The organism is Planktothrix prolifica NIVA-CYA 540 (assembly GCF_963864145.1).
Classification (GTDB): Bacteria; Cyanobacteriota; Cyanobacteriia; order Cyanobacteriales; family Microcoleaceae; genus Planktothrix; species Planktothrix agardhii.
In genome coordinates this window covers 740,179-765,015 of sequence record NZ_CAWLTW010000001.1, presented here as the reverse complement: position 1 = coordinate 765,015, position 24,837 = coordinate 740,179, and the positions used below count along the sequence as shown (strand labels likewise).

26 protein-coding genes and 1 tRNA gene are annotated in these 24,837 nt (G+C 37.4%); 10 read left to right on the top strand and 17 right to left on the bottom strand.

Features of this window, described 5'->3' with window-relative positions:
• Positions 1–60: 60 nt before the first annotated feature.
• The 9 genes from AC559H_RS03515 to AC559H_RS03475 form a co-directional block, all read right to left on the bottom strand.
• Positions 61–675, bottom strand: a complete 615-nt coding sequence (locus tag AC559H_RS03515; protein WP_026787070.1) for a Uma2 family endonuclease — start codon at positions 673–675, stop codon at positions 61–63.
• 318 nt (positions 676–993) lie between these two features.
• On the bottom strand, positions 994–2,196 hold the full coding sequence (locus tag AC559H_RS03510) for a 4-hydroxy-3-methylbut-2-enyl diphosphate reductase (protein ID WP_026793749.1): 1,203 nt from the start codon (positions 2,194–2,196) through the stop codon (positions 994–996).
• 39 nt (positions 2,197–2,235) lie between these two features.
• A complete protein-coding gene (locus AC559H_RS03505; RefSeq protein WP_036831085.1) occupies positions 2,236–3,027 on the bottom strand; it encodes a lipoate--protein ligase family protein in 792 nt (263 codons plus the stop codon).
• Complete coding sequence (locus tag AC559H_RS03500; protein WP_026787073.1) at positions 2,996–3,472, bottom strand: YbjN domain-containing protein; 477 nt, start codon at positions 3,470–3,472, stop codon at positions 2,996–2,998. The genes AC559H_RS03505 and AC559H_RS03500 overlap by 32 nt, the downstream gene beginning before the upstream one ends.
• 63 nt (positions 3,473–3,535) lie before the next feature.
• The gene (locus AC559H_RS03495; RefSeq protein WP_026787074.1) at positions 3,536–4,078 is read right to left on the bottom strand and encodes a Uma2 family endonuclease; all 543 of its coding nucleotides are present in this window, start codon (positions 4,076–4,078) and stop codon (positions 3,536–3,538) included.
• Between the two features lie 97 nt (positions 4,079–4,175).
• On the bottom strand, positions 4,176–4,604 hold the full coding sequence (locus AC559H_RS03490; RefSeq protein WP_026787075.1) for a DUF29 domain-containing protein: 429 nt from the start codon (positions 4,602–4,604) through the stop codon (positions 4,176–4,178).
• Between the two features lie 156 nt (positions 4,605–4,760).
• Positions 4,761–5,351, bottom strand: a complete 591-nt coding sequence (locus tag AC559H_RS03485; protein ID WP_026787076.1) for a hypothetical protein — start codon at positions 5,349–5,351, stop codon at positions 4,761–4,763.
• Between the two features lie 3 nt (positions 5,352–5,354).
• Positions 5,355–6,689, bottom strand: coding sequence for an AAA family ATPase (locus AC559H_RS03480; protein ID WP_026798440.1), 1,335 nt, complete (start codon positions 6,687–6,689; stop codon positions 5,355–5,357).
• Between the two features lie 24 nt (positions 6,690–6,713).
• Positions 6,714–6,902, bottom strand: coding sequence for a type II toxin-antitoxin system Phd/YefM family antitoxin (locus AC559H_RS03475; RefSeq protein ID WP_026793743.1), 189 nt, complete (start codon positions 6,900–6,902; stop codon positions 6,714–6,716).
• 100 nt (positions 6,903–7,002) lie between these two features.
• On the opposite strand from AC559H_RS03475, the gene mnmG reads away from it, so the two are divergent.
• Positions 7,003–8,919: a tRNA uridine-5-carboxymethylaminomethyl(34) synthesis enzyme MnmG gene (gene mnmG / locus AC559H_RS03470; RefSeq protein WP_026793742.1), complete on the top strand. Its 1,917-nt coding sequence runs from the start codon at positions 7,003–7,005 to the stop codon at positions 8,917–8,919.
• 263 nt (positions 8,920–9,182) lie between these two features.
• Here the strand turns inward: mnmG and AC559H_RS03465 are convergent, their stop codons facing one another.
• Positions 9,183–9,566: a KGK domain-containing protein gene (locus AC559H_RS03465; protein ID WP_051319443.1), complete on the bottom strand. Its 384-nt coding sequence runs from the start codon at positions 9,564–9,566 to the stop codon at positions 9,183–9,185.
• Between the two features lie 147 nt (positions 9,567–9,713).
• Complete coding sequence (locus AC559H_RS03460) at positions 9,714–12,119, bottom strand: dynamin family protein (RefSeq protein WP_051319444.1); 2,406 nt, start codon at positions 12,117–12,119, stop codon at positions 9,714–9,716.
• 237 nt (positions 12,120–12,356) lie between these two features.
• On the opposite strand from AC559H_RS03460, the gene AC559H_RS03455 reads away from it, so the two are divergent.
• The 5 genes from AC559H_RS03455 to AC559H_RS03435 all read left to right on the top strand — a co-directional run bounded on the left by AC559H_RS03455 (position 12,357) and on the right by AC559H_RS03435 (position 15,991).
• Positions 12,357–13,256 (top strand): 2OG-Fe(II) oxygenase, encoded by a 900-nt coding sequence (locus tag AC559H_RS03455; RefSeq protein WP_026793741.1) that lies wholly within the window; start codon positions 12,357–12,359, stop codon positions 13,254–13,256.
• 212 nt (positions 13,257–13,468) lie between these two features.
• On the top strand, positions 13,469–14,014 hold the full coding sequence (locus AC559H_RS03450; RefSeq protein ID WP_026793740.1) for an NYN domain-containing protein: 546 nt from the start codon (positions 13,469–13,471) through the stop codon (positions 14,012–14,014).
• A gap of 125 nt (positions 14,015–14,139) precedes the next feature.
• A tRNA-Asn gene (locus AC559H_RS03445) sits at positions 14,140–14,211 on the top strand.
• Positions 14,212–14,350: 139 nt separating this feature from the next.
• Positions 14,351–15,706 (top strand): DUF3370 domain-containing protein, encoded by a 1,356-nt coding sequence (locus AC559H_RS03440; RefSeq protein ID WP_026793739.1) that lies wholly within the window; start codon positions 14,351–14,353, stop codon positions 15,704–15,706.
• Between the two features lie 78 nt (positions 15,707–15,784).
• Positions 15,785–15,991, top strand: a complete 207-nt coding sequence (locus tag AC559H_RS03435; protein WP_026787083.1) for a hypothetical protein — start codon at positions 15,785–15,787, stop codon at positions 15,989–15,991.
• Between the two features lie 580 nt (positions 15,992–16,571).
• On the opposite strand, the gene AC559H_RS03430 is transcribed toward AC559H_RS03435, so the two are convergent.
• Entirely contained in the window at positions 16,572–17,915 is a 1,344-nt protein-coding gene (locus tag AC559H_RS03430) for a peptidylprolyl isomerase (RefSeq protein ID WP_026787084.1), read from the bottom strand.
• Between the two features lie 189 nt (positions 17,916–18,104).
• On the opposite strand from AC559H_RS03430, the gene AC559H_RS03425 reads away from it, so the two are divergent.
• Positions 18,105–18,653, top strand: coding sequence for a peroxiredoxin (locus tag AC559H_RS03425; protein ID WP_026787085.1), 549 nt, complete (start codon positions 18,105–18,107; stop codon positions 18,651–18,653).
• 63 nt (positions 18,654–18,716) lie between these two features.
• Here AC559H_RS03425 and AC559H_RS03420 read toward each other — a convergent pair whose 3' ends face one another.
• The 5 genes from AC559H_RS03420 to AC559H_RS03400 all read right to left on the bottom strand — a co-directional run bounded on the left by AC559H_RS03420 (position 18,717) and on the right by AC559H_RS03400 (position 23,161).
• Entirely contained in the window at positions 18,717–18,920 is a 204-nt protein-coding gene (locus tag AC559H_RS03420; RefSeq protein ID WP_026787086.1) for a DUF751 family protein, read from the bottom strand.
• 76 nt (positions 18,921–18,996) lie between these two features.
• A complete protein-coding gene (locus tag AC559H_RS03415) occupies positions 18,997–20,061 on the bottom strand; it encodes an ABC transporter ATP-binding protein (protein WP_026793738.1) in 1,065 nt (354 codons plus the stop codon).
• Positions 20,062–20,095: 34 nt separating this feature from the next.
• Positions 20,096–20,959 carry a carbohydrate ABC transporter permease gene (locus AC559H_RS03410; protein ID WP_026787087.1) on the bottom strand — a complete coding sequence of 288 codons (864 nt, stop codon included), beginning with the start codon at positions 20,957–20,959 and terminating at the stop codon, positions 20,096–20,098.
• Positions 20,960–21,868, bottom strand: a complete 909-nt coding sequence (locus AC559H_RS03405) for a carbohydrate ABC transporter permease (protein WP_026793737.1) — start codon at positions 21,866–21,868, stop codon at positions 20,960–20,962. It abuts the gene before it with no gap.
• A 9-nt stretch (positions 21,869–21,877) separates the two neighbouring features.
• The gene (locus tag AC559H_RS03400; RefSeq protein ID WP_026793736.1) at positions 21,878–23,161 is read right to left on the bottom strand and encodes an ABC transporter substrate-binding protein; all 1,284 of its coding nucleotides are present in this window, start codon (positions 23,159–23,161) and stop codon (positions 21,878–21,880) included.
• Between the two features lie 267 nt (positions 23,162–23,428).
• Here AC559H_RS03400 and AC559H_RS03395 point away from each other — a divergent pair, with 267 nt between their 5' ends.
• The 3 genes from AC559H_RS03395 (at position 23,429) to AC559H_RS03385 (ending at position 24,806) form a co-directional block, all read left to right on the top strand.
• The gene (locus AC559H_RS03395; protein WP_026793735.1) at positions 23,429–23,608 is read left to right on the top strand and encodes a hypothetical protein; all 180 of its coding nucleotides are present in this window, start codon (positions 23,429–23,431) and stop codon (positions 23,606–23,608) included.
• Between the two features lie 9 nt (positions 23,609–23,617).
• Positions 23,618–24,343 (top strand): response regulator transcription factor, encoded by a 726-nt coding sequence (locus AC559H_RS03390; RefSeq protein WP_026793734.1) that lies wholly within the window; start codon positions 23,618–23,620, stop codon positions 24,341–24,343.
• Between the two features lie 208 nt (positions 24,344–24,551).
• On the top strand, positions 24,552–24,806 hold the full coding sequence (locus tag AC559H_RS03385) for a hypothetical protein (protein WP_026793733.1): 255 nt from the start codon (positions 24,552–24,554) through the stop codon (positions 24,804–24,806).
• The last annotated feature ends 31 nt before the right edge of the window (positions 24,807–24,837 follow it).

Genomic DNA, 24,837 nt, shown 5'->3' with positions numbered 1-24,837 from the left:
ACAATTCTGATTATATTAGAGAAACAGCCTTTACACTCAAAGTTATTCAAGTTCATGATGTTACACGATACGACCTGCTGCAAATATTTGTTGAGCGGTGATTTTTAAATTGGGAAAGATTAATGAAACCAGTAAATCATTATTTTGAAATAATTGTTTTTGATACTGATCACCGACTAGATTACAAATAGTAAGAGTAGGTTGTTTTGGTTTACCAATATATTCTCTACCTCCTATTCCTAAATAATCAATAATCCAATATTCAGGAACTCCGAATAAAGCATAATCTTCCACCTTCCGCGCATAATCATTTTGCCAGTTGGTACTGACAACTTCAGCAATTAGTTGAATGGATTTTCCTGATGTAATTATAGGTTTTTGTTCCCATAGGGGTTCATCAATCAGTTTTGTTTGATCTAATACAATCAGATCGGGACGAAAAGCGGTTTCTGTTCCTAATAGTTTGATCAAACAACGATGGGGAATTAGGGAAGGCAGGTCTTGACGATCAATTTCTACATTTAGTTTTCGACTGATAAAAGCTCCTACTTGTTCGTGTAGTCCAGTCGGTTCCATTTCAATTAACTCTCCATCTATTAATTCATGGCGATCGCTATCACCATATTCAGTAATAAATTGATCAACATTTAAGAGTTTTGTTGCTGATTGAATCATTGTAAGTAGTTACACAAAATAAATTACCTAGTTGAGAGAGGGAACACCGTAACAGCCCCCCAAACCCCCCGTGCACGGGGGGCTAGGGAGGGAGGGAATAGGGTGGAGGATGTGTAATTAATTTTGTTTAGGTACTTAATTATTCCTTATACTAATAATTAATGAATATAGCAATCCCATTTAAGTTATGTTCAAAATTGTTGAGCAAAAGGGTTTAATAAATTCAGGATAATCAAAGCCGGAAAACTTAATCAAGATGATTATAACCTGGCTTGATTATCCTAATCATGGGAGAGAAAATCTCGTTTATTTTTAGTCTTAAACCTGAGAAAGTTTTTGTGAAAAAATCCGTTCAATTACTTCTTCCACCACTTTATCAGGCGTCGATGCACCGGACGTAATTCCAACTAAAATCTCCCCATCAGGAAGCCAGTTTTCTTGAATTTCCAAAGATTTGCCTAACGGTTTATGTTCAATCTGGTTATCCGCTAAAATGCGTTCTGCACAGTCAATATGATAAGATAAAATTCCTTTTTCCACGGACATTTCCTGTAAATGGGTGGTATTAGAAGAATTAAAGCCCCCAATCACAACCATTAAATCTAACGGTTGATCTAATATCCCAATCATGGCATCTTGGCGTTCTTGGGTGGCATCACAAATGGTATTAAAACTTTGAAAATGATTATTTAATTGATCAGGGCCATATTTTTTGATCATCGTATGCTCTAATAGTTTGCCGATTTGTTCGGTTTCACTTTTCAGCATGGTGGTTTGGTTAGCAATGCCAATTTGCTTTAAATCTTGATCGGGATCAAAACCTTCGGAACAGGCTCGACTAAATTTTGCTAAAAACTCTTGACGATCGCCTCCATTCAGAATGTAATTAGACACATATTCCGCCTCTTTATAATTCAAAATTACTAAATATTTATCAGCAAAGGAAATGGTAGCAACGGTTTCTTCATGTTTATATTTTCCATGAATAATAGAGGTATAATCTCTTTTTTTGTGTTTCTCAATGCTATTCCAAACTTTAGACACCCAAGGGCAAGTGGTATCAACAATTTTACAGCCTTTTTCGTTTAAGGTTTGCATTTCTTGAATACTTGCCCCAAACGCAGGTAAAATTACCACATCCCCAGAATTCACTACTGAAAAATTCTTATTCCCATTTTCGACAGGAATAAACTCAACTTTCATATCCTTTAAATGTTGATTCACCGAAGGATTATGAATAATTTCGTTGGTAATCCAAATATTTTCCGTTGGAAAATGTTCACGAGTTTCATAGGCCATAGCCACAGCCCTTTCCACACCCCAACAAAACCCAAAGGATTGAGCCATTTGAATCGTAACATTTCCCCGTTTAATACTATAGTTATTCTCTCTAATCTCTTGAATTAAAGAACTTTGATAGGCTGAGTGCATAACATTTGCCACTTCTTCCTGATGACCAAAGCCTTTGCGATGATAGGTTTCTGACTCTTGTAAGGAACGTATAAATGCTTTTGTATCCATTTTTTTATCTTGAAATCAGGTGCATTGTCATTGATGATCTTAAACTACCATGGCGTCAGCAAACACGCCCCAAGGGGTTGAATACTCGGCTTCAATGGTCTGCAATTCCCTATCTGAGAGGGCCTGTATTACCCATTCTCCCCCGAACCAACAACGGGCTGCTACCCCCAAAGCATCAATAACCGTTGAAACCAACTCCTCCCCAAACGGTAAAGTAGTTAGGGTTGGTGAGGGCATTTCCAGACCAAACACCTGACGAAACAGTTCCGCATCAGGAGTTAACCGAATGGAGCCATGTTGTAGAATTGTCCCATTTCCCTTGAGTTGGGCACTGCCAATTAATTTAGTGCCATCGGATAGGACTAAATCGGCGGCGGTGGCGGTGGCAAAACAGTTGGGGTTGTGAATATATCCCCGTCCAGCAGAACCATAGTGGAGTTCATAGCCGAGCGATCGCCATCCTTCAATTAAAAATTGGCATAATGTTTGATAGGCTACCCTAGAATTTTGGGGCAATCCCGAAGCGATGACCGCATAGGTTAAATCCCCTTGATGTAAAACCGCCCGACCTCCGGTGGGACGTTTAACTAACTCTAAAGGTTGGTTTTGCCAAGTTAACTGTTGCCAATGTTCCGGCCAAGATTTCTGATGATAACCTAAAGAAATACTCGCAGGTTCCCAAAAATAAAACCGTAAACTGGGGGGATGTTTTCCCTGTTGATGTTGACGAAACAACCAATGGTCAATTGCCATTTGCAAATGTCCAGAGGCTTTAAATACAGGAATTAAACGCCAAATATTAGACTTTGAACTCGGCTTGTAAGCTATCATCGTTATTATCGGCAATTGTCGCCACAATGGTAATAATGCGTGAGATTTCAGTGGCAGAAATATCTGCTAAATTGCGGCTCGATAAAACTACAACTTGATCATTGGTAATCGCAAAATGGGATTCTAAAGTAGATAACCAGTTCATTTCTAATAATTTTCGCATTAACTGATTTTCATTTTTCACCGGAAATTTTAGTACCGTCGCCCAAACCGTGATGGTATCTTCATCGGTTTCTCCGGTGAGTTGCACAAAAACTTCCACACTACCATATTCAAATTGCCAAACCTTACCCGCTTCGGACTGTCCGACCATTACCTTTTGGTCTTGAGCTAAACCGATCAGGACGTTTTCAATTTCTTCTGAGGGTCTGACGGTGGCCATAGCATTATCAATCAGTTCTGCGTCAGTCTCAGTCATTAACGGTGCTTGTTCTGTAGTTGTCATAATACTTGATACTAGCTTTTAATTGAATTGTATCGTAACTAGCCCTGCCTTTGTGAAGATTATTTAACTCAATAATCTTTCAACAGATATCTCAATATCTGGAAAAGCTAAGGAGTTAATCATGCCTTGATTAATAATTTGTTGACTCAAATAAATATTATTCTCAGGATTTCTAAATACGATTAATTGTTTTTGGGATAAATCTAAAACCCAATATTCTTCAATTTGAGCTTGAGCATAAATTGATAATTTTAATTCTAAATCTTTTTTTAAACTACTTTTAGCCACTTCTATGAGCCAAAAAATATCCTCAGCATAGGGATGATGATCTTGATAAGTTGACTCTGGTAGTCGGACAATAGCAATATCCGGTTCTGGTTCAGATTCAGATAAGGTAATGGGGCCATTAAAACGAATATCCGCTTTACCTGTCAGCAAGATTTCTAAGTATTCTACTCCTCGCTTGGTTTTGTTATAATGAATCGGAATTTCTGGACTCATTTCAATAATTTCACCTGCTAATAATTCAACTTGGCGATCGCACAAAATCCCAGCATTAATCATCTGGTGATAATCCTCTACAGACCATTTTACTAAAGTTTTCATGGCAGAATTACCTATTTTAATTATATAATTGAGTTATTCCTATATTAACATTTTTTAGGGAGTTGCCACAAAATAGAGTAAAATTTTATATAATCATTTACTCTGGTAAAAATTCAGGGGATAAAATCTCTGTTAAGGTATAGGGACAAGTTTCAGGAAATAAAGATAACCCGGTTTCTCTTTCCGCGCTCAGAGTCGCCAAAGGATAGACATCTTCTATCGCTTCAGTCAAATTCGGTTGAAGACTAGGGTTTTTTTGTAGAATTTTTTCTAACCGGAGGCGTTGCTCTTTAATCGTTAATTGCCAACTTCGAGAGCGTAGGTTAGGCTGAAATTGCCATTTTAATAAGTGCATAATTAAGACTTCTAATCGGCTTTCTAATTGTCGTTTTTCCGAGCGTCCCATGTCCTCTATTTCTTCAGCAATGTTTTGCCAATCAATTTGATTAAGTTGTCCCGTTTTTAATAGCTGTACCTGTTCATTCGTCCAAGCATAAAAGTCTGTTTCATGGGTGGTTGAGTTCATGAGTTCTCCTGTAATTCAAGCTGCTATTTACTTTGTTTTTTAATTTAGCAGAATTACCTATTTTAATTATAGAGTTGAGTTGTTTCTATATTAACATTTTTTAGGCAGTTGACACAAATCTGATAACCGTAATCTAATTAAAATAAAAATATTGCTTCATTTTAAAATATCTAGCCAGTCTTTAATTCGCTGTTCTAAATTCAACAAATCTTCTGGACAAAGTTGCCGTAGTCGTTTATAGTTTCCAGCAGCTTTTTCAGCCATAATTTTTCGACCTTCTCCTGGGGTTTCTAACAGATTTTGTTGTTTAGCTAAGGGGATAAAATATCGTTCTTTTGGATGTTCTTCTCGACGGACTTCTTGCCATTTCCATTCTGATGATAAATCATATCCAGCTAACACCCATACCTCTATTTCTTGCCAAGCATTTTCCGCTAAAAGTAAACTCTGACGGGATGTTAAAATTTTTGCAGCTTCTTGTTCTAGTTTGTTTAACGCTTGTTTTCGTCCCTCTTTTCCATCACGGTCAACACATAATATAAATAAATCAGCTTTTCCGCGATACTGTTCAATAATAGCTAATATATTTTCAAGTTTTAAAGCTTCATTAACTCCACCTAATAGGGGGTCTTGACAAACTTGAACCTGAGCTTTTGTTTTCCCTAAGTTTGACATCATTGCTTTAATAATGGGTTTGAGCATATATTGATCTTTACGGAAATCTTCAGGAATAACTAAAACTTTCATAAATTATTCCTCCTCCTGAGAAAATTCCATAATATTTTCTAACCATCCTGACTCATGAAGACGGGCTAAACTTTGTTCTTTAATTAAAGTTTCTGTTTCTGGAGAGATATCAAAAATTCTTTTAATTTTGGCATCAGGTTGATTTTCTAAGCGATAAGTTAAAGAGGTATTTTGTAAAGTCTCATAACTTAATAATCTTAGAAGTTGCGAAGAATGGGTTGTGGCAATAATTTGCAAGTTAGTTTGTTTAACACGAGTTTCAATTAATTCTATGAGAAGATGTAAACGGGTGGGATGAAGACCGTTATCTAATTCTTCCAAAAAATAACAACTAAAATTAGGTAAATCATCAGATTCATTAAATAAGGCTGCAATGATAGCTAAAAATCTTAAAGTTCCATCGGATGCACTAATAATTGGGATTTTTTGACCATTCGCTTCTATTAATACCAGTAAGATTTTACCCGTTATATCTGTAACAAATTCTAAATCCGTCGCATCCATTGGCGTTAATGCTTTTAACCATTCTAATACAGCGATTTTACGGGTGGGATTTTCACAAATTCCTTGTAATACTGAAGATAAGTTTTCTCCGCGATCGCCTAAAATATTTTGACCTGGGTTAGAGGGTCTTCGCATCGCATCAGGAAATAAATCTAAGAATTTTAAACTACTTAATTCGTTAAAAGTATCATCAATACTCCAACCAATTTTATCTTTATCTATTATGTCATTATTTTTTAAAATATTTTTTATTGAGTTACTATCAGTAAAGGATTTACTGTTGTTTCTTGAAAATTCTATTTCTTTTATATCTTCTGACTCAGAAGATACATAAAGTAACATTTTTGCAGAATTATTAGGTGATTCATTGACCTTAAAGATAAGATTTTTTTCCTTTGAACGTCCTAAATTATATAAACTTTCCTCTATAACTTTAGGCTGTTTACCATTAATTCCTGGATTAACCTCTACACGATAGATTAATTCATATTCACCTGCTCTTAGCATTGGCCGTAAGTGATCTTCTTTTTCATCTATATCACCTATGGGCAAACTAAAAGTGACTTCTATAGCAAAAGTTGGAGAATTTTGAAAAGTAATATTCTGTTTCCCTCCTCTAATACCTTCCCATTCCAAAAAACCTCCTTGTCCCCACTTTTCTCCTAATATTTCAGCTAAATTATAACCTCGACTAATTCCATGTAAAAAACGTAAAGCGTCACCAATATTACTTTTACCTGTAGCATTAGTACCCACTAAAATTGTAAAATTACCCAAAGTTAATTCGGCTTCTTTAAAATTTTTAAATCGTTCTAAACGTAATTTTTTTAGCATATAGCGAATCAATTTTGTGTTTAGTTAATTATTAATAATATTTTCCAAGGTAAAATGAGTTCCATACAGCACATTATAACCTGTAATCACATCTTCTAATGTAACTAATTCTTGACCATTTTGCTCAATCACAACTTTCTCACCCATCTGTTCAACACGACTCAAAAGTTCTGAAAAATTCCCTTGAATTTCGGTAACATCAACATTAGTCATTTTTAACTCCCCTTGAACTTTATGAAAACCTTAGCCTAAGATGATATCAATTTTAACCGCTAAAATCAAGAAATAAGTCTATAAAACCTTAACCTAACCCATGACCCTAACACCCTCAGTAGAATTTTTAGATGAATTTGACATTATTGTGGTCGGGGCCGGACATTCGGGCTGTGAGGCGGCGCTGGCTGCGGCCCGGTTGGGAAGCCGTACCCTGCTCTTAACCCTTAACCTCGATAAAATCGCTTGGCAACCCTGTAACCCGGCCGTTGGAGGCCCTGCTAAGTCCCAACTCGTCCATGAAGTCGATGCTTTGGGGGGAGAAATTGGCAAAATGGCCGACCGTACCTATTTGCAAAAACGGGTGCTGAATATTTCTCGTGGCCCTGCGGTGTGGGCTTTACGGGCGCAAACCGATAAACGGGAATACGCCGCCGTGATGAAAAATATTGTGGAAAATCAGGATAATCTTACCGTCCGAGAAGGGATGGTAACGGATTTAATTTTAGGTAAAAATCAAGAAATTATTGGGGTTGAAACTTATTTTGGAGTTGCTTTTAAATGTCAAGCGGTAATATTAACAACAGGTACATTTTTAGGCGGTATTATTTGGGTTGGTAATAAATCAATGGCCGCGGGACGGGCGGGAGAATTTGCCGCCGTTGGGTTAACAGAAACCCTCAACCGTTTAGGCTTTGAAACCGGAAGATTAAAAACCGGAACTCCGGCGCGAGTTGATAAACGTTCTGTGGATTATTCTAAATTAGAACCGCAACCAGGGGATACAGAAGTGCGCTGGTTTAGTTTTGACCCAGAAGTACAAATTGAACGGGAACAAATGTGTTGTCATTTGACTCGAACTACGGCCGAAACCCATCGAATTATTCGAGAAAATTTGCATTTATCTCCGGTTTATGGCGGTTGGGTGGATGCGAAGGGCCCCCGATATTGTCCGAGTATTGAAGATAAAATTGTGCGGTTTGCGGATAAAGAAAGTCATCAAATTTTTATTGAGCCGGAAGGTCGAGATATTCCTGAATTGTATATTCAAGGATTTTCTACGGGTTTACCTGAAACTTTACAATTGCAAATGTTAAGAAGTCTTCCCGGGTTAGAAAATTGTGCCATGTTGCGTCCGGCTTATGCGGTGGAATACGATTATTTACCCGCAACTCAATGTTATCCAACTTTGATGACCAAGAAAGTTGAGGGGCTATTTTGTGCAGGACAAATTAATGGTACAACGGGGTATGAAGAAGCCGCAGCCCAGGGTTTGGTGGCGGGAATTAATGCGGTAAGATTTGTCAAACATCAACAGATGATTGTCTTTTCCCGTGAACAAAGTTATATCGGAACTTTGATTGATGATTTATGTACAAAAGACCTGCGAGAACCCTATCGGGTGTTAACCAGTCGGTCGGAATATCGCTTATTATTACGGTCAGATAATGCCGATGAACGGTTAACGCCTTTGGGTCGAGAAATTGGGTTAATTGATCACCGTCGCTGGGAGTTATTTGAACGTAAACAAGGTAATATTATTGGGGAAAAAGAACGGTTATATGCTACCCGAGTTAAGGAAAATGATCCCGTAGGAATTGCGATTGTTAATGATACCCAACAAAAAATTAAAGGGTCAATTACTTTAGCGGATTTATTGCGCCGTCCGGGGTTGCATTACGTTGATTTAGAACGATATAATTTAGGTAATAATCTCTTAAATCAAGTGGAAAAAGAAGGAGCAGAAATTGAGATTAAATATTCAGGATATCTGCAACGGCAACAAAACCAAATTGACCAAGTTAGTCGCCAATCTAATCGAGCCTTATCGGAAGATTTGAATTATCTCAAAATCGAAACTTTGTCAATGGAAGCGCGAGAAAAGTTAATGAAGGTTAAACCTTTAACCATTGGTCAAGCGTCGAGAATTGGGGGGGTAAATCCGTCGGATATTAATGCTTTATTGATTTATTTGGAGGTCAGAAATCGTCAACAAACTGTTACTCTCAATTCCTAATAAGTAGTTGCACAAAATAAATTACCTAGTTGAGAGAGGGAACAGCCCCCCCAAACCCCCCGTGCACGGGGGGCTAGGGGGGGAGGGAACAGGGAACGGGGAACAGGGAACAGGGAACAGGGAACAGGGCAGAAGATGTGTAATTAATTTTGTTTAGGTACTTAGCAATCTTAAATAGGTTGTCACATTGGCTCCTTGCTGTGCCTGGGTTTCAGGCTAATTTGTCTCCATAACCTATTTGGGATTGCTATAGCCATCTTCTGTTACTTATTTTCTTGGTTTAATTTTTGACGAATATCATCTAAAGATTTTACCAGTTCATCAATTTCTTCTTCCTCCTCAACTTCATCTTCTTCAGGTTCTTCTGGGCAGAATTCAAGAGTAACTTTCATTTTAAGGGTTCCAGATTGCCATTCCTTCGCACCTAATTTTAAAAGTTTACACTCTTTTCCTTCTTCAAACCATTGTTTGTCATAACAACTCCTATCTATAGATTGTTTGTTAGCAAGTGAGTCTAAAATACCTTGTGCACGTTCTTTCAAAGCATACTCAAGATCTTGTTTCAGTTTTTCAACAAGGCAAGTATGATTTCCAAATAGCAGAACTTCATAATCTTCACAATTTTTTACATCAACTAGATCACTCATGTCTAAAAATGACCTCATAAAATATCAATACATTTATTTTAGAGTTATAACAATATTTTGTCAATATTAAAATTATTATAATCCGGCGTACCCCAAAAACCCGGCTTCTCAAAGAAACCGGGTTTTTTATAGCGTTTATGAGTCTAATTAGAAATCAAACTGCTCATCAATAACACCAGAATTAGCAATAGTTGGTAATAAGTGTTCAAACAGTTGCATCGACTGTAAACAACTATTAATTTCCGAAACAAATTGATTGTATTCGTTAATCTTTTGATTCACTTCCAAATGAGATTTGGCATTATTTTTAATTTTCTCCTCCGCTTCCTGTGCCAAAGTTTTTTCCAAATAAACCCGCGCTTGACTATACTGCTGCATAATCTCATCCGCTTGAATATCCGTCATCGGTAATAAATGGGTTTTTAGAGTTTGGTTAACAGTTTGGCGGAAGGTTTGATGAATCGTTTTTGAGACTTTGGGTTCAAAATCTAACTTCAACAATTGACGGATAGCGGGTTCGGCATCAACTATTGCTTTCACGTCATAACTGGATGAGGTTTGTAATAGAGTTTGGCGAAATTGATAAATCGAAAATGTGCCTTCATCATAGAATTTAGGACTTTCTCGGACATAGCGATCGCATTCAGTTTTTGCCATCGCAATTAACGCTTGATTAACTTCTGCTTCTAACTCTTTTAACCGTTTTTCTAACCCGCCATCATTCCCTAATAAACGATTGAGTTTGCGATAATATTCAGTCTTGCGAACTTTTTCAACTAAACGACGGAAAAAACCAGCATTCACAGATTTAACTGACTCAACTAAAATATCCTCTAATTGATTAGCTAAATAATACAAAGCCTCAACTAAAACTGCTAATAAAGGTGCAGTTGCATTCCGAGGATGATTGAAAGTAGCCCGACTATAGGCTTCTTTTACAGAAAAACCATCTAATAATTCATCTAAACGCCGTACCATCCGAGATTCTAATTGCTTAAAATCCTGTTCAAAGCTATCACATTTATTGGTAATAATCTGATTAATTTCCTCCATAATATGATCTCGAAATTCCAGTCCCGCTTCTTGTAATTGTTGATTCAGCAGTTGTAATTCCTGGGCTTTCATCGCTTCAATTTCACGGGGTTGACTGTCTAAATCCCGTTCAATTGATTCATAATACTTGCGTAGGGGAATACAAATATCTTCTAAATCATCGGCTAGATTTTTAAACAGTTGCGGGCGTTTTTCTTCGGTTAAATAGTAAGTAATAGCGTTACGAAATTCCTCAATTCCGCTATCTTTAATTAACTGATCAACTAAGGGTTGTCCCCAATCGGCTAAAATTCGGGTGTAGTTTTGATTCGGAGATTCAAAACCATTAATAGTGACTCGAAACTGGATGGGAAGTTTGCGAGAACTGCCACAATAGTTATTAAAAGCATAGACAAATTGGGGAGTTTCTTCTTCGCCTCCAAACCCTTTAATACTTTCGGCGAAAATACTATCTAAACCAAAGCGATCACGTCCGCTTGTGCCTTTAATTTGACTACCATAAAACCCTAATAATCCACTGGTTTTATAGACCCTGGTGGTATCCTGAAAGTCAGAATAAATTAAGTTCTCTAACCGTTGACGTAATTGGGCATTATACCAGGTTTCATCAATTCGATTAAAGATATAAAAAACCCGATCACGGATACTCGGATTTTGACGAATTATTTCTAAGAGTTCCGTTTCTTCAATGGTCATTTCTCCCGCCGATGCTGGTTTCAAAACACAGACCACCGCCGATGTATCGGGATGTTCAATTTTGTTATAGGTTAATTGGGCATCTTTCTCCACGGGTGCATCAATTCCAGGGGTATCTATAATTACATTTCCATCTTTTAATAGGGGATGGTAGCAATAGTATTCAATCCGTTTTAAGACCGCGCTATTACTCCCTCGACGGGCATAACTCGCCGCTTCTTTGAGGTTGGAAAAGTTAAACTGTTCCATTGAATATGTCGCATTATTTAGGGTTTGAATGCGATCGCGATTTTCCGTAAATCCTTTGATTAATAAATCTAAGGCTTTAGCTTGTTTGGCCCGTTCAGATTTATTCACTCCGCCTTCTTGCTGAATAATTCTTTCGCATCCTTCTACTAATATATCAATCATATCATTTCGATTGATATTAACATTAGAAGATAAGCCCAATAATTGACATAAATTAGTGACTTGTTCCCTGATTTCGGCTTCACTTAAAAAGGTTAAAACTACCCGTTCTTGATCAAGTTCAGCATAATCAATATAACATTCAGTTCCGGTGGCGTGTCCCTCGGCACTATATAATAATTCCCTTTCTAAAAGGGCATTAATTAACATGGATTTTCCGGCACTAAACGCCCCCGCAAACACAATTTCAAATTTGGGAGAAATGACTTTCTTTAAAGAAGCATGAACAGCAGTAATATCCTGTTGGCGCAGAGTGGGTTCTTGATGTAGAAGTTTGACCAAACCTTCAACCTGATGTTGTAAGTTTTGGCACTGGGGCGATAGGGGATGGTTCATATATAAGACTTTACTCTTGCTAAAAATTATCTCACTTTAGATTATCTCTGATTAAATATAACTTGGGCATTAAATTTTACTTTAATTTACAATTCCCGTGTTGATCAGGTTCCCGTTTTAGTTAATTTAGGTAAATAAAAGAAAGTATGCTATAATCAAGTGCCGATTTAATTTATATACTGGTAAATCTTCACTTTAACAATAAACCTTATTATTCTTTGTTTTCTATTATAAAATATGGACAGTTTAACAACAGCATCAACCCCTCAAGATATTAATGTGACCATACTCCTTTTGGGGGGTTATCAATATCAAATTACCTTGGCCTCGAATTCTCCCTTACTCTTAAATTTATTAAATGCGGTAGTTCATCCCACCGAAAAAAATTCCGATGAACCGCCAAAATTGTTTCAAATTCCGATGAATGGACAGCAACAAGCCCTCTGGTTTTCTAGTAATTCTCTAGTCGGAGTAATTACCGAACCACCGATTTTTATTAAAGCTCATACTCCCGCAATTCCATCTACACCCCAAGCGGAAATTTTTAAACTTAAATATTGGCAAATTGATAATTTTTTATCTCCAGAAGACCATCAAAATCTTCTGAATTATGCTTTAGAACAAGAACAGCAATTCCAATTAACTGGCCCAGCTACCAACACATCAGACTATCCTGAACATCGGGATTCTTTGGTTCTCTATTATTCTCCAGATTTTGGTGATATGGTTATCAACCGAGTTAAAGCGATGTTCTGGAAAGCCTTAGAAAAACTTGATATTCCCCCGTTTCCAATTACCCATATTGATGCCCAACTGACTGCCCATAATCATGGTCATTATTTCCGCACTCATAATGATAATGGTTCGGCTAGAGATGAAACTCGAATGTTAAGTTACGTTTATTATTTTTATCAGGAACCCAAGGCTTTCACTGGAGGAGAATTATTAATTTATGATACCCAATGGCAAGGTCAATATGCTTATTCCAAATTAGAAAATTTTCAAGCTATTGAACCTCTGAATAACCGAATTATCTTTTTCTATAGTGGTTTAATGCACGAAGTTCTGCCCGTTAATTGTCCTTCTAAACAGTTCAAAGATAGTCGATTTACGGTGAATGGTTGGGTGAGACAATAAAAGCTATCGTAGGAAACCGGCCCCCAAACCCCCCCATCGGTGTCAGGCTTTTTTAAATATTGCCCGAAATGACTTAGACATCACAACTTCGACACTCAGAGTGTCTTCAGACCTGAGAGTGTCAAAATTATGTGATAATATGGGGAAAAAATGGACTCTCGACGATTTTTTATTTGTCGTCGAGTCCATGCAAGTTTATTTAAAATTTAACCATGAGTAGCTCCCTCACCAAAGCTGTCTTATTTGTAGACGGCTATAACATAATTGGAATCTGGCCCCTATTGCGACAGAAACGCGATGTTGATGATATGGAAACAGCGCGGAGACATTTGATTGAAACCTTAGTGGACTATAGCGCCTTTGAGGGACTCGACGCTCGACTGGTCTTTGATGCTCACTATCAAAATACCCCCGGTGTCAGCGAAACTATTACCCGCAATGTGTCGATTCATTATACCGGTTTTGGGCAAACCGCAGATACTTATATTGAAAAACTCTGTGCTTCTTTGGGGCGTCAACTGCGGTTGTCGCGACGTCGGTTGATTGTGGCGACTTCAGACCGCGCTCAACAGTTAACCGTGACGGGCTATGGTGCTGAGTGGATGTCCGCCGAACAGTTAGCAGAAGAGGTGGAAGCCACTACCCAGCGTCGTCAGCGTCGTCATCAACCACGGAAGCCATCTTCGAGTCGTTTCTTGGCTAATTCCCTAGACGCAGAAGCTCAAAACCGTCTGGCTCGCATGAGGATGGGGTTATAATCACGGTATCAAGAGGGTTTCAGCTTTTGCAACCAAAGTCAAAAAAATTTTTTTCAAAAAAGCTTGCAAAAAATTAGGATCAGGCGCTACTATTAGTAACTGTGGCTAAAAGAGAGACACAACGTTCCTCGGTAGCTCAGTGGTAGAGCGATCGGCTGTTAACCGATTGGTCGTAGGTTCGAATCCCACCCGAGGAGTTTAACAAAATATTCTTTGAATCTCAGGTTAGATTTTAACCTAATCTGAAATTTTAAGCCAGTATCCTACATTTCTATTGAGAAAGGTAGGATATTGTTTTGTATATGCTCAAAACCATTACATCTGATATCAAGGATGATCCTACCTTTATTTGTGAGTTTAACCTTATTGGCCCAAGCCACCCCTCCGGTGAATGAAATTGTGCAACCGCAGCAGGTGCGACCCCTACCAGGACAATTGGATAAAATTCCGGTATTTAATAGTAACAGTCCCGAACTGATTTTAAACGAAGGAATTTTACTTTCTACTTTTCCAAAAACCAATAAAAAACAGCCAGAAGCCCACTTAAATTTTCCCTTTCAAGGCAAATTTGATATTTTTGCCCACCACATTGCTAAACCTCCCCAAGAAAATGATTTAAGAACCCTTTATTTAGGAATATTAGCCTATAATCCAGGTAATCAACCCGTTACTATTAATATTTTAGAAGCAGCCAGTTATTTAAGTCAACCTGATGCGCCTTTTATTCCCCTTGATGCTATTTTAGATAATTCCGCAGGTAATATTTTTGCTGGGCCAGGAAGTCGGGTAATGAATGATATTTTACGGGGAAAAAGACAGCCTGAATTTGTTAAAAAAATTATTATTCCCCCCCAAAGTAGTCGTCTTTTATTAAATGCTCCAATTCCGGTTAAAAATTTAGAACCTCCTTTAAATGGTCGGTCTACCTTAATGCGTTTAGAGAGTGATGGCGCGGTTTATATTGCTAGTTTAGCTAAGTATGCAACGGTGCAACAAAATAAAACAGAAATTGCACCGACATTAACAGAATGGGAACAATTATTACAGCAAGGAATGTTAGTTACACCTAGAGATCGTACCCCCACACCTCCTAATAATAATTCTGAGCAAATCATCTATGGGCGAGTGGCTGGAGTGGCATTAGGTTCCCGTTGGAATGCTAATATTGTTGATCCAAATAGTTCTATTTTAACTATTCCTGAACCGGAAAAAGCATTTTCTTATCCGATTGCAACCTTACCTAGAGGACAGTTAGGAACCAATCAAATTCAAAGCGCTCCTTTAGTGGTTAGATATCCCGATACCGCCTATCAAGCCCATGGCAATTATGGGATAGAATATAACTTAATTTTACCACTTTATAATCCCACAAATCAACCCCAAAAAGTTATTTTAACCTTACAAACTCCCATCAAAGAAGAAAAATTATCCCAATCTGGATTAAGGTTTTTTGATCCTCCAGCCCCTCAAGTTTTCTTCCGAGGAACTGTTAGATTGAGTTTTGGAGATGATCAGGGAAAATCCCAAATTCGCTATATTCATTTAGTTCAAAAACGCGGTCAACAGGGGGAATCATTAGTACAATTAATATTGAAACCTCAAGAAACTCGATCCGTTAAAGTTGATTTTCTCTATCCTCCTGATGCTTCTCCTCCTCAAGTTTTGACGGTGAAAACATTACCGTTAAAATAATATATTTTAGTCTTTGTTTAACTACAAAGACACAAAGACACAAAGAATTTATAAACACTAATTTTGTAGGTTGATTTTATGTCTCAAAGCGATGCACCAAAACCTAAACCGCCTCTGGATAAACCCCCGCCACCGCCCCCAAAACCTCCTGATTGGGGGACATTAGGATGGTTAATCGTTGCATTATTTTTATTCATTATTGCGATAGGAAATGCTTCGGGATTTGGAGATAGTCAAAACCGACCATTAACTCCTAGTTTTGATCAAACAGAATCGGATAATTAGGGGGTTATAATTTCGTTGTTGTGCTTTAGCACCACTATTAAGAGCGCTAAAGCGCAACAACATTCTATAAAAATTTCGTTGTTGTGCTTTAGCACCACTATTAAGAGCGCTAAAGCACAACAACATTCTATAAAAATTTCGTTGTTGTGCTTTAGCACCACTATTAAGAGCGCTAAAGCGCAACAACATTCTAATAAAAATTTCGTTGTTGTGCTTTAGCACCACTATTAAGAGCGCTAAAGCACAACAACATTCTATAAAAATTTCGTTGTTGTGCTTTAGCACCACTATTAAGAGCGCTAAAGCGCAACAACATTCTATAAAAAATTTCGTTGTTGTGCTTTAGCACCTCTATTAAGAGCGCTAAAGCGCAACAACATTCTATAAAAAATTTCGTTGTTGTGCTTTAGCACCTCTATTAAGAGCACTAAAGCGCAACAACATTCAAAAAAAATTTCGTTGTTGTGCTTTAGCACCTCTATTAAGAGCGCTAAAGCACAACAACATTCTATAAAAATTTCGTTGTTGTGCTTTAGCACCTCTATTAAGAGCGCTAAAGCGCAACAACATTCAAAAAAAATTAACCAATGGTTAAGGCTAAATCCGTGGGTGATGTGATGACCGTGGCTGTTTGGACAACACTAGGTTGGACGTTTTTAACAATTCCTAAAATTCCTGAATTTGTAATCTTAATTACGGTGTCATTCCCAGAGGAGGTAAAACTTAAATTAGCCAGAGGAATTGTATCAAGGATATGAATTTTATCGCCTTCTGAAACCTTAAAATCCGTAATAATATCAGCTAAATTGATATCAGAAACCGTAGCGGCTTCATCCCCTCGCAACATGAAAATATCAGTCCCTCCTCCTCCGGTTAAAGTATCTGTTCCTAAATCTCCGATTAGGAAATCATTACCATTATTGCCATTTAAACTATCATTGCCTTGTCCACCTCGAATAAAGTCTGAACCAGCACCTCCAAAAATGGTATCACTCCCTCGATTTCCATTTAAAATATCATTGCCTTGTCCCCCTGTAATAATATCATTATCTTTTCCTCCAAAAATATAATCATTGCCATCATTTCCATCCAGAGAATCATTGCCAGCATTTCCATTAATTACATCATTTCCTGTCGAACCAGTAACCAAATCATTACCGCCTCCAGCTAATAGTCCCCGATGATTATTTAGGGTAATATCAGGAGTCATGGTTATGACATTATCTGCATCTAAATTACGAGGATAGGCATAACTTAAAGGCAAACTAGCACGATTTATGGTATTAATAAATCCATTCAAGATATTCGCATCTGAAATAATTCCAGAAACCCGACTGGGAATAATTCCATCGACAACGGCTGCATCCCAAATTTGATTACCTACTCGAATTTGATTGACGACATCAAAGCCTTGAGTTACTGTGCCAAAAACCGCATAATTTCCGTCTAAGTTTGTGGAATTATCTGCTAAATTAAAATAGAATTGGGATGAAGCCGTATCGGTTCCCGAAGACCGCGCCATGGCAATGGAACCGACGACATTACTTAACACCGGAGGAACGGTAATTCCTGCTTCTTTAAAGGTTTTGCTATAGATAGGTTCTGTAGCACCTTTGGGTTTAATTTCTAAGGGAATATTTCTAACTTTACCCGTAGCAGGGTCAATAAAACCTCCACTTCCTAACAAATTTGCAGCCACATTAGGATCTTTACTTTGGGGGTCGCCACCCTGAGCAACAAAGGGCGTGGGGTCAATAACAACGCGATGAAATAGGGTGTTATCATAAACATTTCGTTCAACTAAATCAACGAAATTTCCAGCCGTTATCGGAGCATTTGCACCATCAACTTGAATCGTAATTGGTAGTCCTTCAACTACCATAATCACGGTAGCAGCACTGGTTAAGTTGGGTAGATCAGCCATAATAAAATAGTGGGTTAGATTGTATGAAATGAGGTATAATTAACCTAATTTGCTCTTTATATTTTACAATAAAGATTGCAATTAGAATCAGATATTGCCAATATTAGGACACCCAACCTCAAATTTAAGTTCCTGTTATTCCTAAGATTGGGTAAACTGGATCAAAAGTTGTAATTATCCTTCATAATCATGTCCCGTCGTTTCTTTCTAAGTTTCCTCTTATCTCTGGGTTTAGCTGTGTTTAGCTTCAAACTCACTGCGCCCGCTTGGGCGTTAGGGGGAAAATTGCCACCATTGAATCAACCCGCCCCTAATTTCACCTTACCAACTAATAGTGGAGAGGGAAAAATTTCTTTATCCGATTATCAAGGACAATGGGTTATTCTCTATTTTTATCCTAAAGATTTTACTTCTGGATGTACTTTAGAAGCTCGTCGTTTTCAACAGGATTTACCAAAATATTTAGCTAAAAATACTAAAATTTTAGGGATTAGTGCCGATGATATTCAATCCCATGCTGAGTTTTGTGATTCAGAAGGTTTAAAATTTCCCTTACTGGCTGATGTTGACGGAAAAGTAAGTAAATCCTATGGCTCATGGATTAATTTTATATCAATGCGTCATACTTTTATTATTGATCCTGATGGAATTTTAAGGGAAATATTTTTAGGGGTTAATCCTGCTATTCATAGTCAGGAAGTGTTAGCACGTTTGGATGAATTGCAAGAAACCAGTTAGTTTAAATTCACAGCCAAAAAGGGAAGGTTAAAATCATCCTCCCTTTTTTAAAATTACTTTTTTTTAAACTGGGTTTAATCCTAACATTGCCTTTAAGGTAAAAAAGGTAAATGCAAAAACACTTAATAATAAAATTATTAATGCAGTTGCAGTTACGGGACGATTTAAGAGGGGTTTTAGACGTTCAAATAGGAAAAAGAAAATTCCTAAAGTAAAGGTAATAAAATAACGGGGATAACGAGAAACGTTTTGAAAAAATTCTTGCATTGTCGTGGTTGGGATTAATTTCAGATTAAAGGTTTTATAATTTTAACAGATTTCGGGATTATTTTTTAAGATAATTTTAGGATAAGCGATCGCCCGATTCCGAGTCAAACCAGTGTATCCGTTGGGGCGATAAACTCAACTTGATAGTTTCACCTTCCCAAGTTTGCTGTGCGGGAACCAAAAAACGGATTGTTTCATGGGATTGGGTGATTCTCACATTCAACAGTTTTTCTTTTCCTAAATCTTCCACTAAAAAAATTTTACCTTCTAAATTCACAGAATCTTCCCGATTTTCTAAATAAATATCTTCGGGGCGAATTCCTAAGATAATTTGAGAAGGTTGGGTTTTCAACTCAGGTAAGGGAATTTGAAATTCTCCTAAAATCCCATAATTTTCGCGACAATTTAAGCGAATTAAATTCATCTGAGGACTTCCCACAAAACCCGCAACAAATTGATTAGCCGGAGCATTATAAATCTCTGAAGGAGAGGCTAATTGTTGTAAATAACCTTGATGAAGTACAGCAATTTTACTCGATAAAGTTAGGGCTTCGGTTTGGTCATGGGTAACATAAACAACGGGTTTTTGTTGAGAATTAAATAACTGTTTTAAATCGGCTCTTACCTGTTCTCGTAATAGAGCATCTAAATTACTTAAGGGTTCATCTAATAAAAAAACTTCGGGATTTCTGACTAAAGCTCGTCCTAAAGCAACCCGTTGACGTTGCCCCCCGGACAGTTGAGCAGGTTTTCTGAGTAATAAATGTTTAATATCTAAGCGATGAGCGACATCATTAACCCGGGTTTCAATCTCAGAAATAGGAATTTTTCTTAATTTTAAAGCCGTTGAAATATTATCAAAAACCGTTAAATGGGGGTACAGGGCATAACTTTGAAATACCATGGCAATATTCCGTTGACCGGGGGGAAGGGTGGTAACATCTCGATGGCCTAAAATAACTTTTCCCTCGGTGGGTTGGTCGAGTCCTGCAATCATTCTTAATAAGGTTGATTTTCCACAACCCGAAGGGCCTAATAGGGTGAGAAATTCCCCATCATTGACCTCTAGGGTAATATCTTTTACTGGAATGACTTGGGGGGAAAATTGCTTTTTTAAATTGATAATTTCGAGTTTTGCCATGGTTAATGATCTCCATTAATTGTTAAAATTATTGTTAACCTTTGACGGCTCCTGCGGTAATGCCTTGAACAATTCGCCGTTGAAAAATCAAGACTAAAATGATTAAAGGAAAAGTTCCGGCTAAAGTTGCAGCCGCCATTGGCCCATAGGGAATTTCTAATAAAGAAGCACCCCCCAGTTGAGCGACGGCCACGGGAATGGTATATAAATCTTCTCGGGTAATAAAGGTTAGGGCAAAAATAAATTCATTCCAGGCGAAAATAAAGGTTAATATACCCGTGGTGACTAAGGCAGGAAGGGTTAAGGGTAAAACAATATTTAATAGCATAGATAGGGTATTGTAGCCGTCAATTTTGGCAGAATCTTCTAAATCTTTAGGCAATTGTTGGAAAAAAGTTCTTAAAATTAAAATGGTTAAGGGTAAATTAATTGCTGTATAGGGGATAATTAATGCTAAATAATTATTTCCAATCTGAAAAAATTTAACTAATTCTAATAACCCCATAAATAACAAAATATAGGGAAATAATGTTATAATTAAAATCAGTACCAAAATTAAATTTTCTCCAGGTAGCTTTAATCGAGTCAGGGCATAGGCAGCCGGAGCGCCAAGGGTTAAGCATAATAAAGTTGAAATGATAGAGACAAAAGCACTATTGAAAATATATCTCAGAAATTGACTTCCCAAGCTGAGATAATGTTGAAAAGTCAGTTGTTCTAAACTGGGAAAATAAATATTAGGAACCGTTGAAATCGCCGCATTAGTTTTAAAAGAAGTGAGTAATTGCCAGAAAACTGGAGCCAAACAAAATAAAACTGTGGAGATTATTCCCAGGGTGAGTAAAATCTTTTTTCGAGGGATAAAACTAACGGAATTTGAGGGATTAAAATTTGCCATTTATTGATCTCCAATAATATTAACACGCAATTTGGACAGGAAAAAAGCAGCAATACAAACCGCAACAATTAATAATAAAAAGGTGACGACCACTAAAGCCGCCCCATAACCAAAATCCAGATACCTTCTAATGGTGGCATAAATATAAACAGAAACGGTTTCCGTTGCCCCTGCTGGCCCCCCTCCAGTCATGACTTGAACTAAATCAAAAATCCCAAAGGCTTGAGCAAATCTAAACAATAAGGCAATAATAATTTGAGGGGTAATTAAAGGAATTGTGATTTGATAAAAACTTTGAATTGAGTTTGCCCCATCCATAGCATGAGCTTCATACAAATCCTGGGAAACAGATTGCAGTCCGGCTAGTAAAATAATAGCAATAAAAGGGGTGGTTTTCCAAACATCGGCAATAATCAAAGCAAACATGGCTCGACTGGGTTCTCCTAACCAAGTCATGGGACTATTAATAATATTAAGACGCTGTAAAATATCATTCACCACACCATATTGGTCATTAAAAATCCAAGCCCAAGCTAACCCCATGACCGCCGTAGGTAAGGCCCAAGGAATTAAAGCTGTGGTTCTGACAAAACCTCGACCTTTAAAACTTTGATTCAGAATTAAAGCAATGAATAAACCCAAGATTAATTCTAAGATAATAGAAATACTGGTAAAAACCGTTGTATTCCATAAGGTTTGCCAAAATCGACCATCCGCTAAGATGCGTTGATAATTATTCAATCCTGAAAAAATGGGTTGTAATTGAGTTCCTAAATTTTGGGTGAATACACTTAATGAAAAAGCCCTTAAAATTGGGTAAATAAACACTAAGGCAATGATGAACAAAGCGGGTAAAATTAACAGCCATCCGGTTCGTTTTTCTTGTTTTTCTAAAGAGTTAGTATTCATGCTCAAAATTCACTCATTAATGTTTAATAAAGTTCGAGTTTCCCTGGCTGCCTCTTTCATGGCTGCTTCCGGGGTTTTACTCCCGGTTAATGCCGCACTCAAATAGCGTTGGAGAATATCCGAAACTTGGGCATATTGGGGGATGGGAGGACGTAAAACCGCATTTTCAGCCCCTTGTAAGAGGTCGGGTAAATAGTTATATTTGGTGACTAAAGTATCATCGGTAAATAGGGATTTTCGAGAGGGAACATAGCCCGTTTCTAAAAAATATTGTCGCTGAATATCCGGTTGATTAAAATATTCAATCACTTGCCATGCTTCCCGTTGATTTTTAGAACTTTTAGAAATCCCAAATCCCCACCCTCCTAAACAAGCACCGCTTTGTTTTCCGGGTAAATGAACCATAGGTTGAATCCCATATTTTCCCGCAATAGGAGAGTTAGAAGCTAAGGCATAAACGTAGGGCCAATTTCTTAAAAAAACCGTATTTCCACTTTCAAATAATCGGCGAGTTTCTTCTTCTGCATAGGTGGTGACTCCCGGGGGAGAAATACCTTGTTTAATCGTTTGTCGTAAAAATTTAACTGCTTCTATACTTTCAGGTGCATCTAATCCGATGGCTTGGGTTTCAGGATTCACCCAAAATCCCCCATATCCCTGTAAAATTTCAGTGAACATGGCGGCTAATCCTTCATATTGTTTCCCTTGCCAAACATAACCCCATCGAGCTAAATTTTGGTCTTGAAGGGTTTGGGAAGTGGTGAGTAAATCTTGAAAGGTTTTAGGGGGTTTTAATCCGGCTTTTTCTAATAAATCCGTTCGATAATATAACATTCCAACATCTGTTCTAAAGGGCATTCGATACAGTTTATTTTGATATTTTCCCCCTTGAACATCGCCCTGAATATAATCAGTTAATTTCTGAGGATCAACTTTTTTGGTTAAATCTTCTAACCATCCTGCTGCGGCAAATTTTTGTACCCAAACCACATCCATATAGACTAAATCATAGGGAGAATCTCCGAGTAAATAGGCAGAGGTATATAAATCTTCAACCAGATTACTATTATTCGGGGCTTTAACCACTTCTAAACGAATTTTTGGATGGGTTTGATGGAAACTATTAATAATCGGTTGCCATTGGGTTGATTCTAAGGCTTGAACTAAAACTTTAAGGGTAACAGGTTGTTGTGTGAAGGCAGGTTTAATCATTAATATACTGATGATAACTCCTATCAATGAAGTTAAAATAAATTTATAAAATAATGGAATTTTAAATTTAACAAAAATCATTTTTTAAACCTCAAAATTATGGATTTTTATCTTTTCATTTTCCTAACAACATAATTTTGTCCTTAGACTCCTTATTCTAGCAGGGGTTGACAGGGCTTGGAGGAAGAAGATATTGATTAGGAGTCTTAACTAATCTGGGATTTACCAGGGATTTTGGGTTTAAAGCCTTGCCCTTTAATTGTAATGGAGGGCGGTATTATTTTTTATTGTTTTCTGATATAATTCTCTGAACTTGAGCAGACGGTTTTCTTGCGGGGATTGATTAAAATGATTCTGAAGTTGCAAGAGGCTGGTCAAATTCCGATCTCAAAAATGTGTGTCACCTGTCGCTTTTTTCAGGCTGATCGTTATCCGAATAGCGATCGCCCCCATCATTGTGATTTCGTGGATGCACCCTTTAGCGATCGCAATTTGCATCTGGAATGTCCTGAACAAATTGGCATTTAATTTTAATTTATGGATATTTTAATTGTTGAGGATGAACCAGAAATTGCCCGTTTAATTCAGCATACCTTAGAAGCGGAAGGATTTTCTTGCCAAATTTCTAATAATGGTTTAGCCGCTTTACAAAAATTTCAAGAATTACAACCGGATTTAATTATTTTAGATTTAATGATTCCGGGGTTAGATGGCTTAGAAGTCTGTGCTAGAATTCGTCAAAAACCCGGGCAAAAAGACCCCTATATTTTAATGTTAACCGCAAAAGGTGAAGAACTAGATCGGATTATTGGTTTATCTACTGGCGCGGATGATTATTTTGTTAAACCCTTTAGTCCTAGAGAATTAGTTGCTAGAGTTAGAGCATTATTAAGACGGAGTTTGCGCCAAGGAAGTCAACCGAATCAAGTTTATCAAACCGCGCATTTTTTAGTCGATTTAGACCAAAGAATTGCCAGCTATCAATTAGAGTCAGGGAATACAGAAATCCTGGATTTAACCACTTTAGAATTTAATTTATTATCAACTTTTCTGAGTTATCCGGGTCGGGTTTGGAGTCGTACCCAACTAATAGATAAACTTTGGGGAGATGACTTTTTTGGCGATGAAAGGGTTGTGGATACCCATGTCGCTAGACTGCGTAAAAAAATTGAACTTGACCCCTCCCATCCCACTTTTATTAAAACTGTTACCGGGGTGGGATATAAATTTGAAGATGCTGTTATAGGAGGGAATAGGGAATAGGGATCACGGATTTAAGAGGATTTCACGGATTTCACGGATTTTAATCTGCGTTAATCTGTGTAATCCGTTTAAATCCGTGATAGGTAATAGGTAATGGGTAATGGGTAATGGGTAATAAGACTTTATTGGCTATTGCTATATTTATACTTAAAATTTAGGTAGTTAAGGTATAATAGATTAACTGTATTAATAATGTTATCATAACATAATGAGTAAATCAAAACCCCTGACAGACCTAGAATTAATTGATTGTGCGAAAGCTAATGCTAAACAAGGCGTTGCAAATGCAGCCAAACTATCGGGTTATGGGGATGATGTAGACAAATTTATGGACGCACTGCAAACCGCTTGTCGTAGAATTGGAGTTAATATTGATTCCCTATCGGATTTAATTACAGAACACCAACAAATTCGACAAATACCAGGTTTAGAAATTGCTCCAGATTCAGAATCAAGTTTATAAAGTATCCAAACCCAGGCGCAAAGAGGGTTGG

What these genes read in the sequence shown, in the direction of transcription:
- AC559H_RS03515 (WP_026787070.1), bottom strand. Translation starts at nt 675, where the DNA reads ATGATTCAATCAGCAACAAAACTCTTAAATGTTGATCAATTTATTACT.
- AC559H_RS03510 (WP_026793749.1), bottom strand. Translation starts at nt 2,196, where the DNA reads ATGGATACAAAAGCATTTATACGTTCCTTACAAGAGTCAGAAACCTAT.
- AC559H_RS03505 (WP_036831085.1), bottom strand. Translation starts at nt 3,027, where the DNA reads ATGATAGCTTACAAGCCGAGTTCAAAGTCTAATATTTGGCGTTTAATT.
- AC559H_RS03500 (WP_026787073.1), bottom strand. Translation starts at nt 3,472, where the DNA reads ATGACAACTACAGAACAAGCACCGTTAATGACTGAGACTGACGCAGAA.
- AC559H_RS03495 (WP_026787074.1), bottom strand. Translation starts at nt 4,078, where the DNA reads ATGAAAACTTTAGTAAAATGGTCTGTAGAGGATTATCACCAGATGATT.
- AC559H_RS03490 (WP_026787075.1), bottom strand. Translation starts at nt 4,604, where the DNA reads ATGAACTCAACCACCCATGAAACAGACTTTTATGCTTGGACGAATGAA.
- AC559H_RS03485 (WP_026787076.1), bottom strand. Translation starts at nt 5,351, where the DNA reads ATGAAAGTTTTAGTTATTCCTGAAGATTTCCGTAAAGATCAATATATG.
- AC559H_RS03480 (WP_026798440.1), bottom strand. Translation starts at nt 6,689, where the DNA reads ATGCTAAAAAAATTACGTTTAGAACGATTTAAAAATTTTAAAGAAGCC.
- AC559H_RS03475 (WP_026793743.1), bottom strand. Translation starts at nt 6,902, where the DNA reads ATGACTAATGTTGATGTTACCGAAATTCAAGGGAATTTTTCAGAACTT.
- mnmG (WP_026793742.1), top strand. Translation starts at nt 7,003, where the DNA reads ATGACCCTAACACCCTCAGTAGAATTTTTAGATGAATTTGACATTATT.
- AC559H_RS03465 (WP_051319443.1), bottom strand. Translation starts at nt 9,566, where the DNA reads ATGAGTGATCTAGTTGATGTAAAAAATTGTGAAGATTATGAAGTTCTG.
- AC559H_RS03460 (WP_051319444.1), bottom strand. Translation starts at nt 12,119, where the DNA reads ATGAACCATCCCCTATCGCCCCAGTGCCAAAACTTACAACATCAGGTT.
- AC559H_RS03455 (WP_026793741.1), top strand. Translation starts at nt 12,357, where the DNA reads ATGGACAGTTTAACAACAGCATCAACCCCTCAAGATATTAATGTGACC.
- AC559H_RS03450 (WP_026793740.1), top strand. Translation starts at nt 13,469, where the DNA reads ATGAGTAGCTCCCTCACCAAAGCTGTCTTATTTGTAGACGGCTATAAC.
- AC559H_RS03435 (WP_026787083.1), top strand. Translation starts at nt 15,785, where the DNA reads ATGTCTCAAAGCGATGCACCAAAACCTAAACCGCCTCTGGATAAACCC.
- AC559H_RS03430 (WP_026787084.1), bottom strand. Translation starts at nt 17,915, where the DNA reads ATGGCTGATCTACCCAACTTAACCAGTGCTGCTACCGTGATTATGGTA.
- AC559H_RS03425 (WP_026787085.1), top strand. Translation starts at nt 18,105, where the DNA reads ATGTCCCGTCGTTTCTTTCTAAGTTTCCTCTTATCTCTGGGTTTAGCT.
- AC559H_RS03420 (WP_026787086.1), bottom strand. Translation starts at nt 18,920, where the DNA reads ATGCAAGAATTTTTTCAAAACGTTTCTCGTTATCCCCGTTATTTTATT.
- AC559H_RS03415 (WP_026793738.1), bottom strand. Translation starts at nt 20,061, where the DNA reads ATGGCAAAACTCGAAATTATCAATTTAAAAAAGCAATTTTCCCCCCAA.
- AC559H_RS03410 (WP_026787087.1), bottom strand. Translation starts at nt 20,959, where the DNA reads ATGGCAAATTTTAATCCCTCAAATTCCGTTAGTTTTATCCCTCGAAAA.
- AC559H_RS03405 (WP_026793737.1), bottom strand. Translation starts at nt 21,868, where the DNA reads ATGAATACTAACTCTTTAGAAAAACAAGAAAAACGAACCGGATGGCTG.
- AC559H_RS03400 (WP_026793736.1), bottom strand. Translation starts at nt 23,161, where the DNA reads ATGATTTTTGTTAAATTTAAAATTCCATTATTTTATAAATTTATTTTA.
- AC559H_RS03395 (WP_026793735.1), top strand. Translation starts at nt 23,429, where the DNA reads ATGATTCTGAAGTTGCAAGAGGCTGGTCAAATTCCGATCTCAAAAATG.
- AC559H_RS03390 (WP_026793734.1), top strand. Translation starts at nt 23,618, where the DNA reads ATGGATATTTTAATTGTTGAGGATGAACCAGAAATTGCCCGTTTAATT.
- AC559H_RS03385 (WP_026793733.1), top strand. Translation starts at nt 24,552, where the DNA reads ATGAGTAAATCAAAACCCCTGACAGACCTAGAATTAATTGATTGTGCG.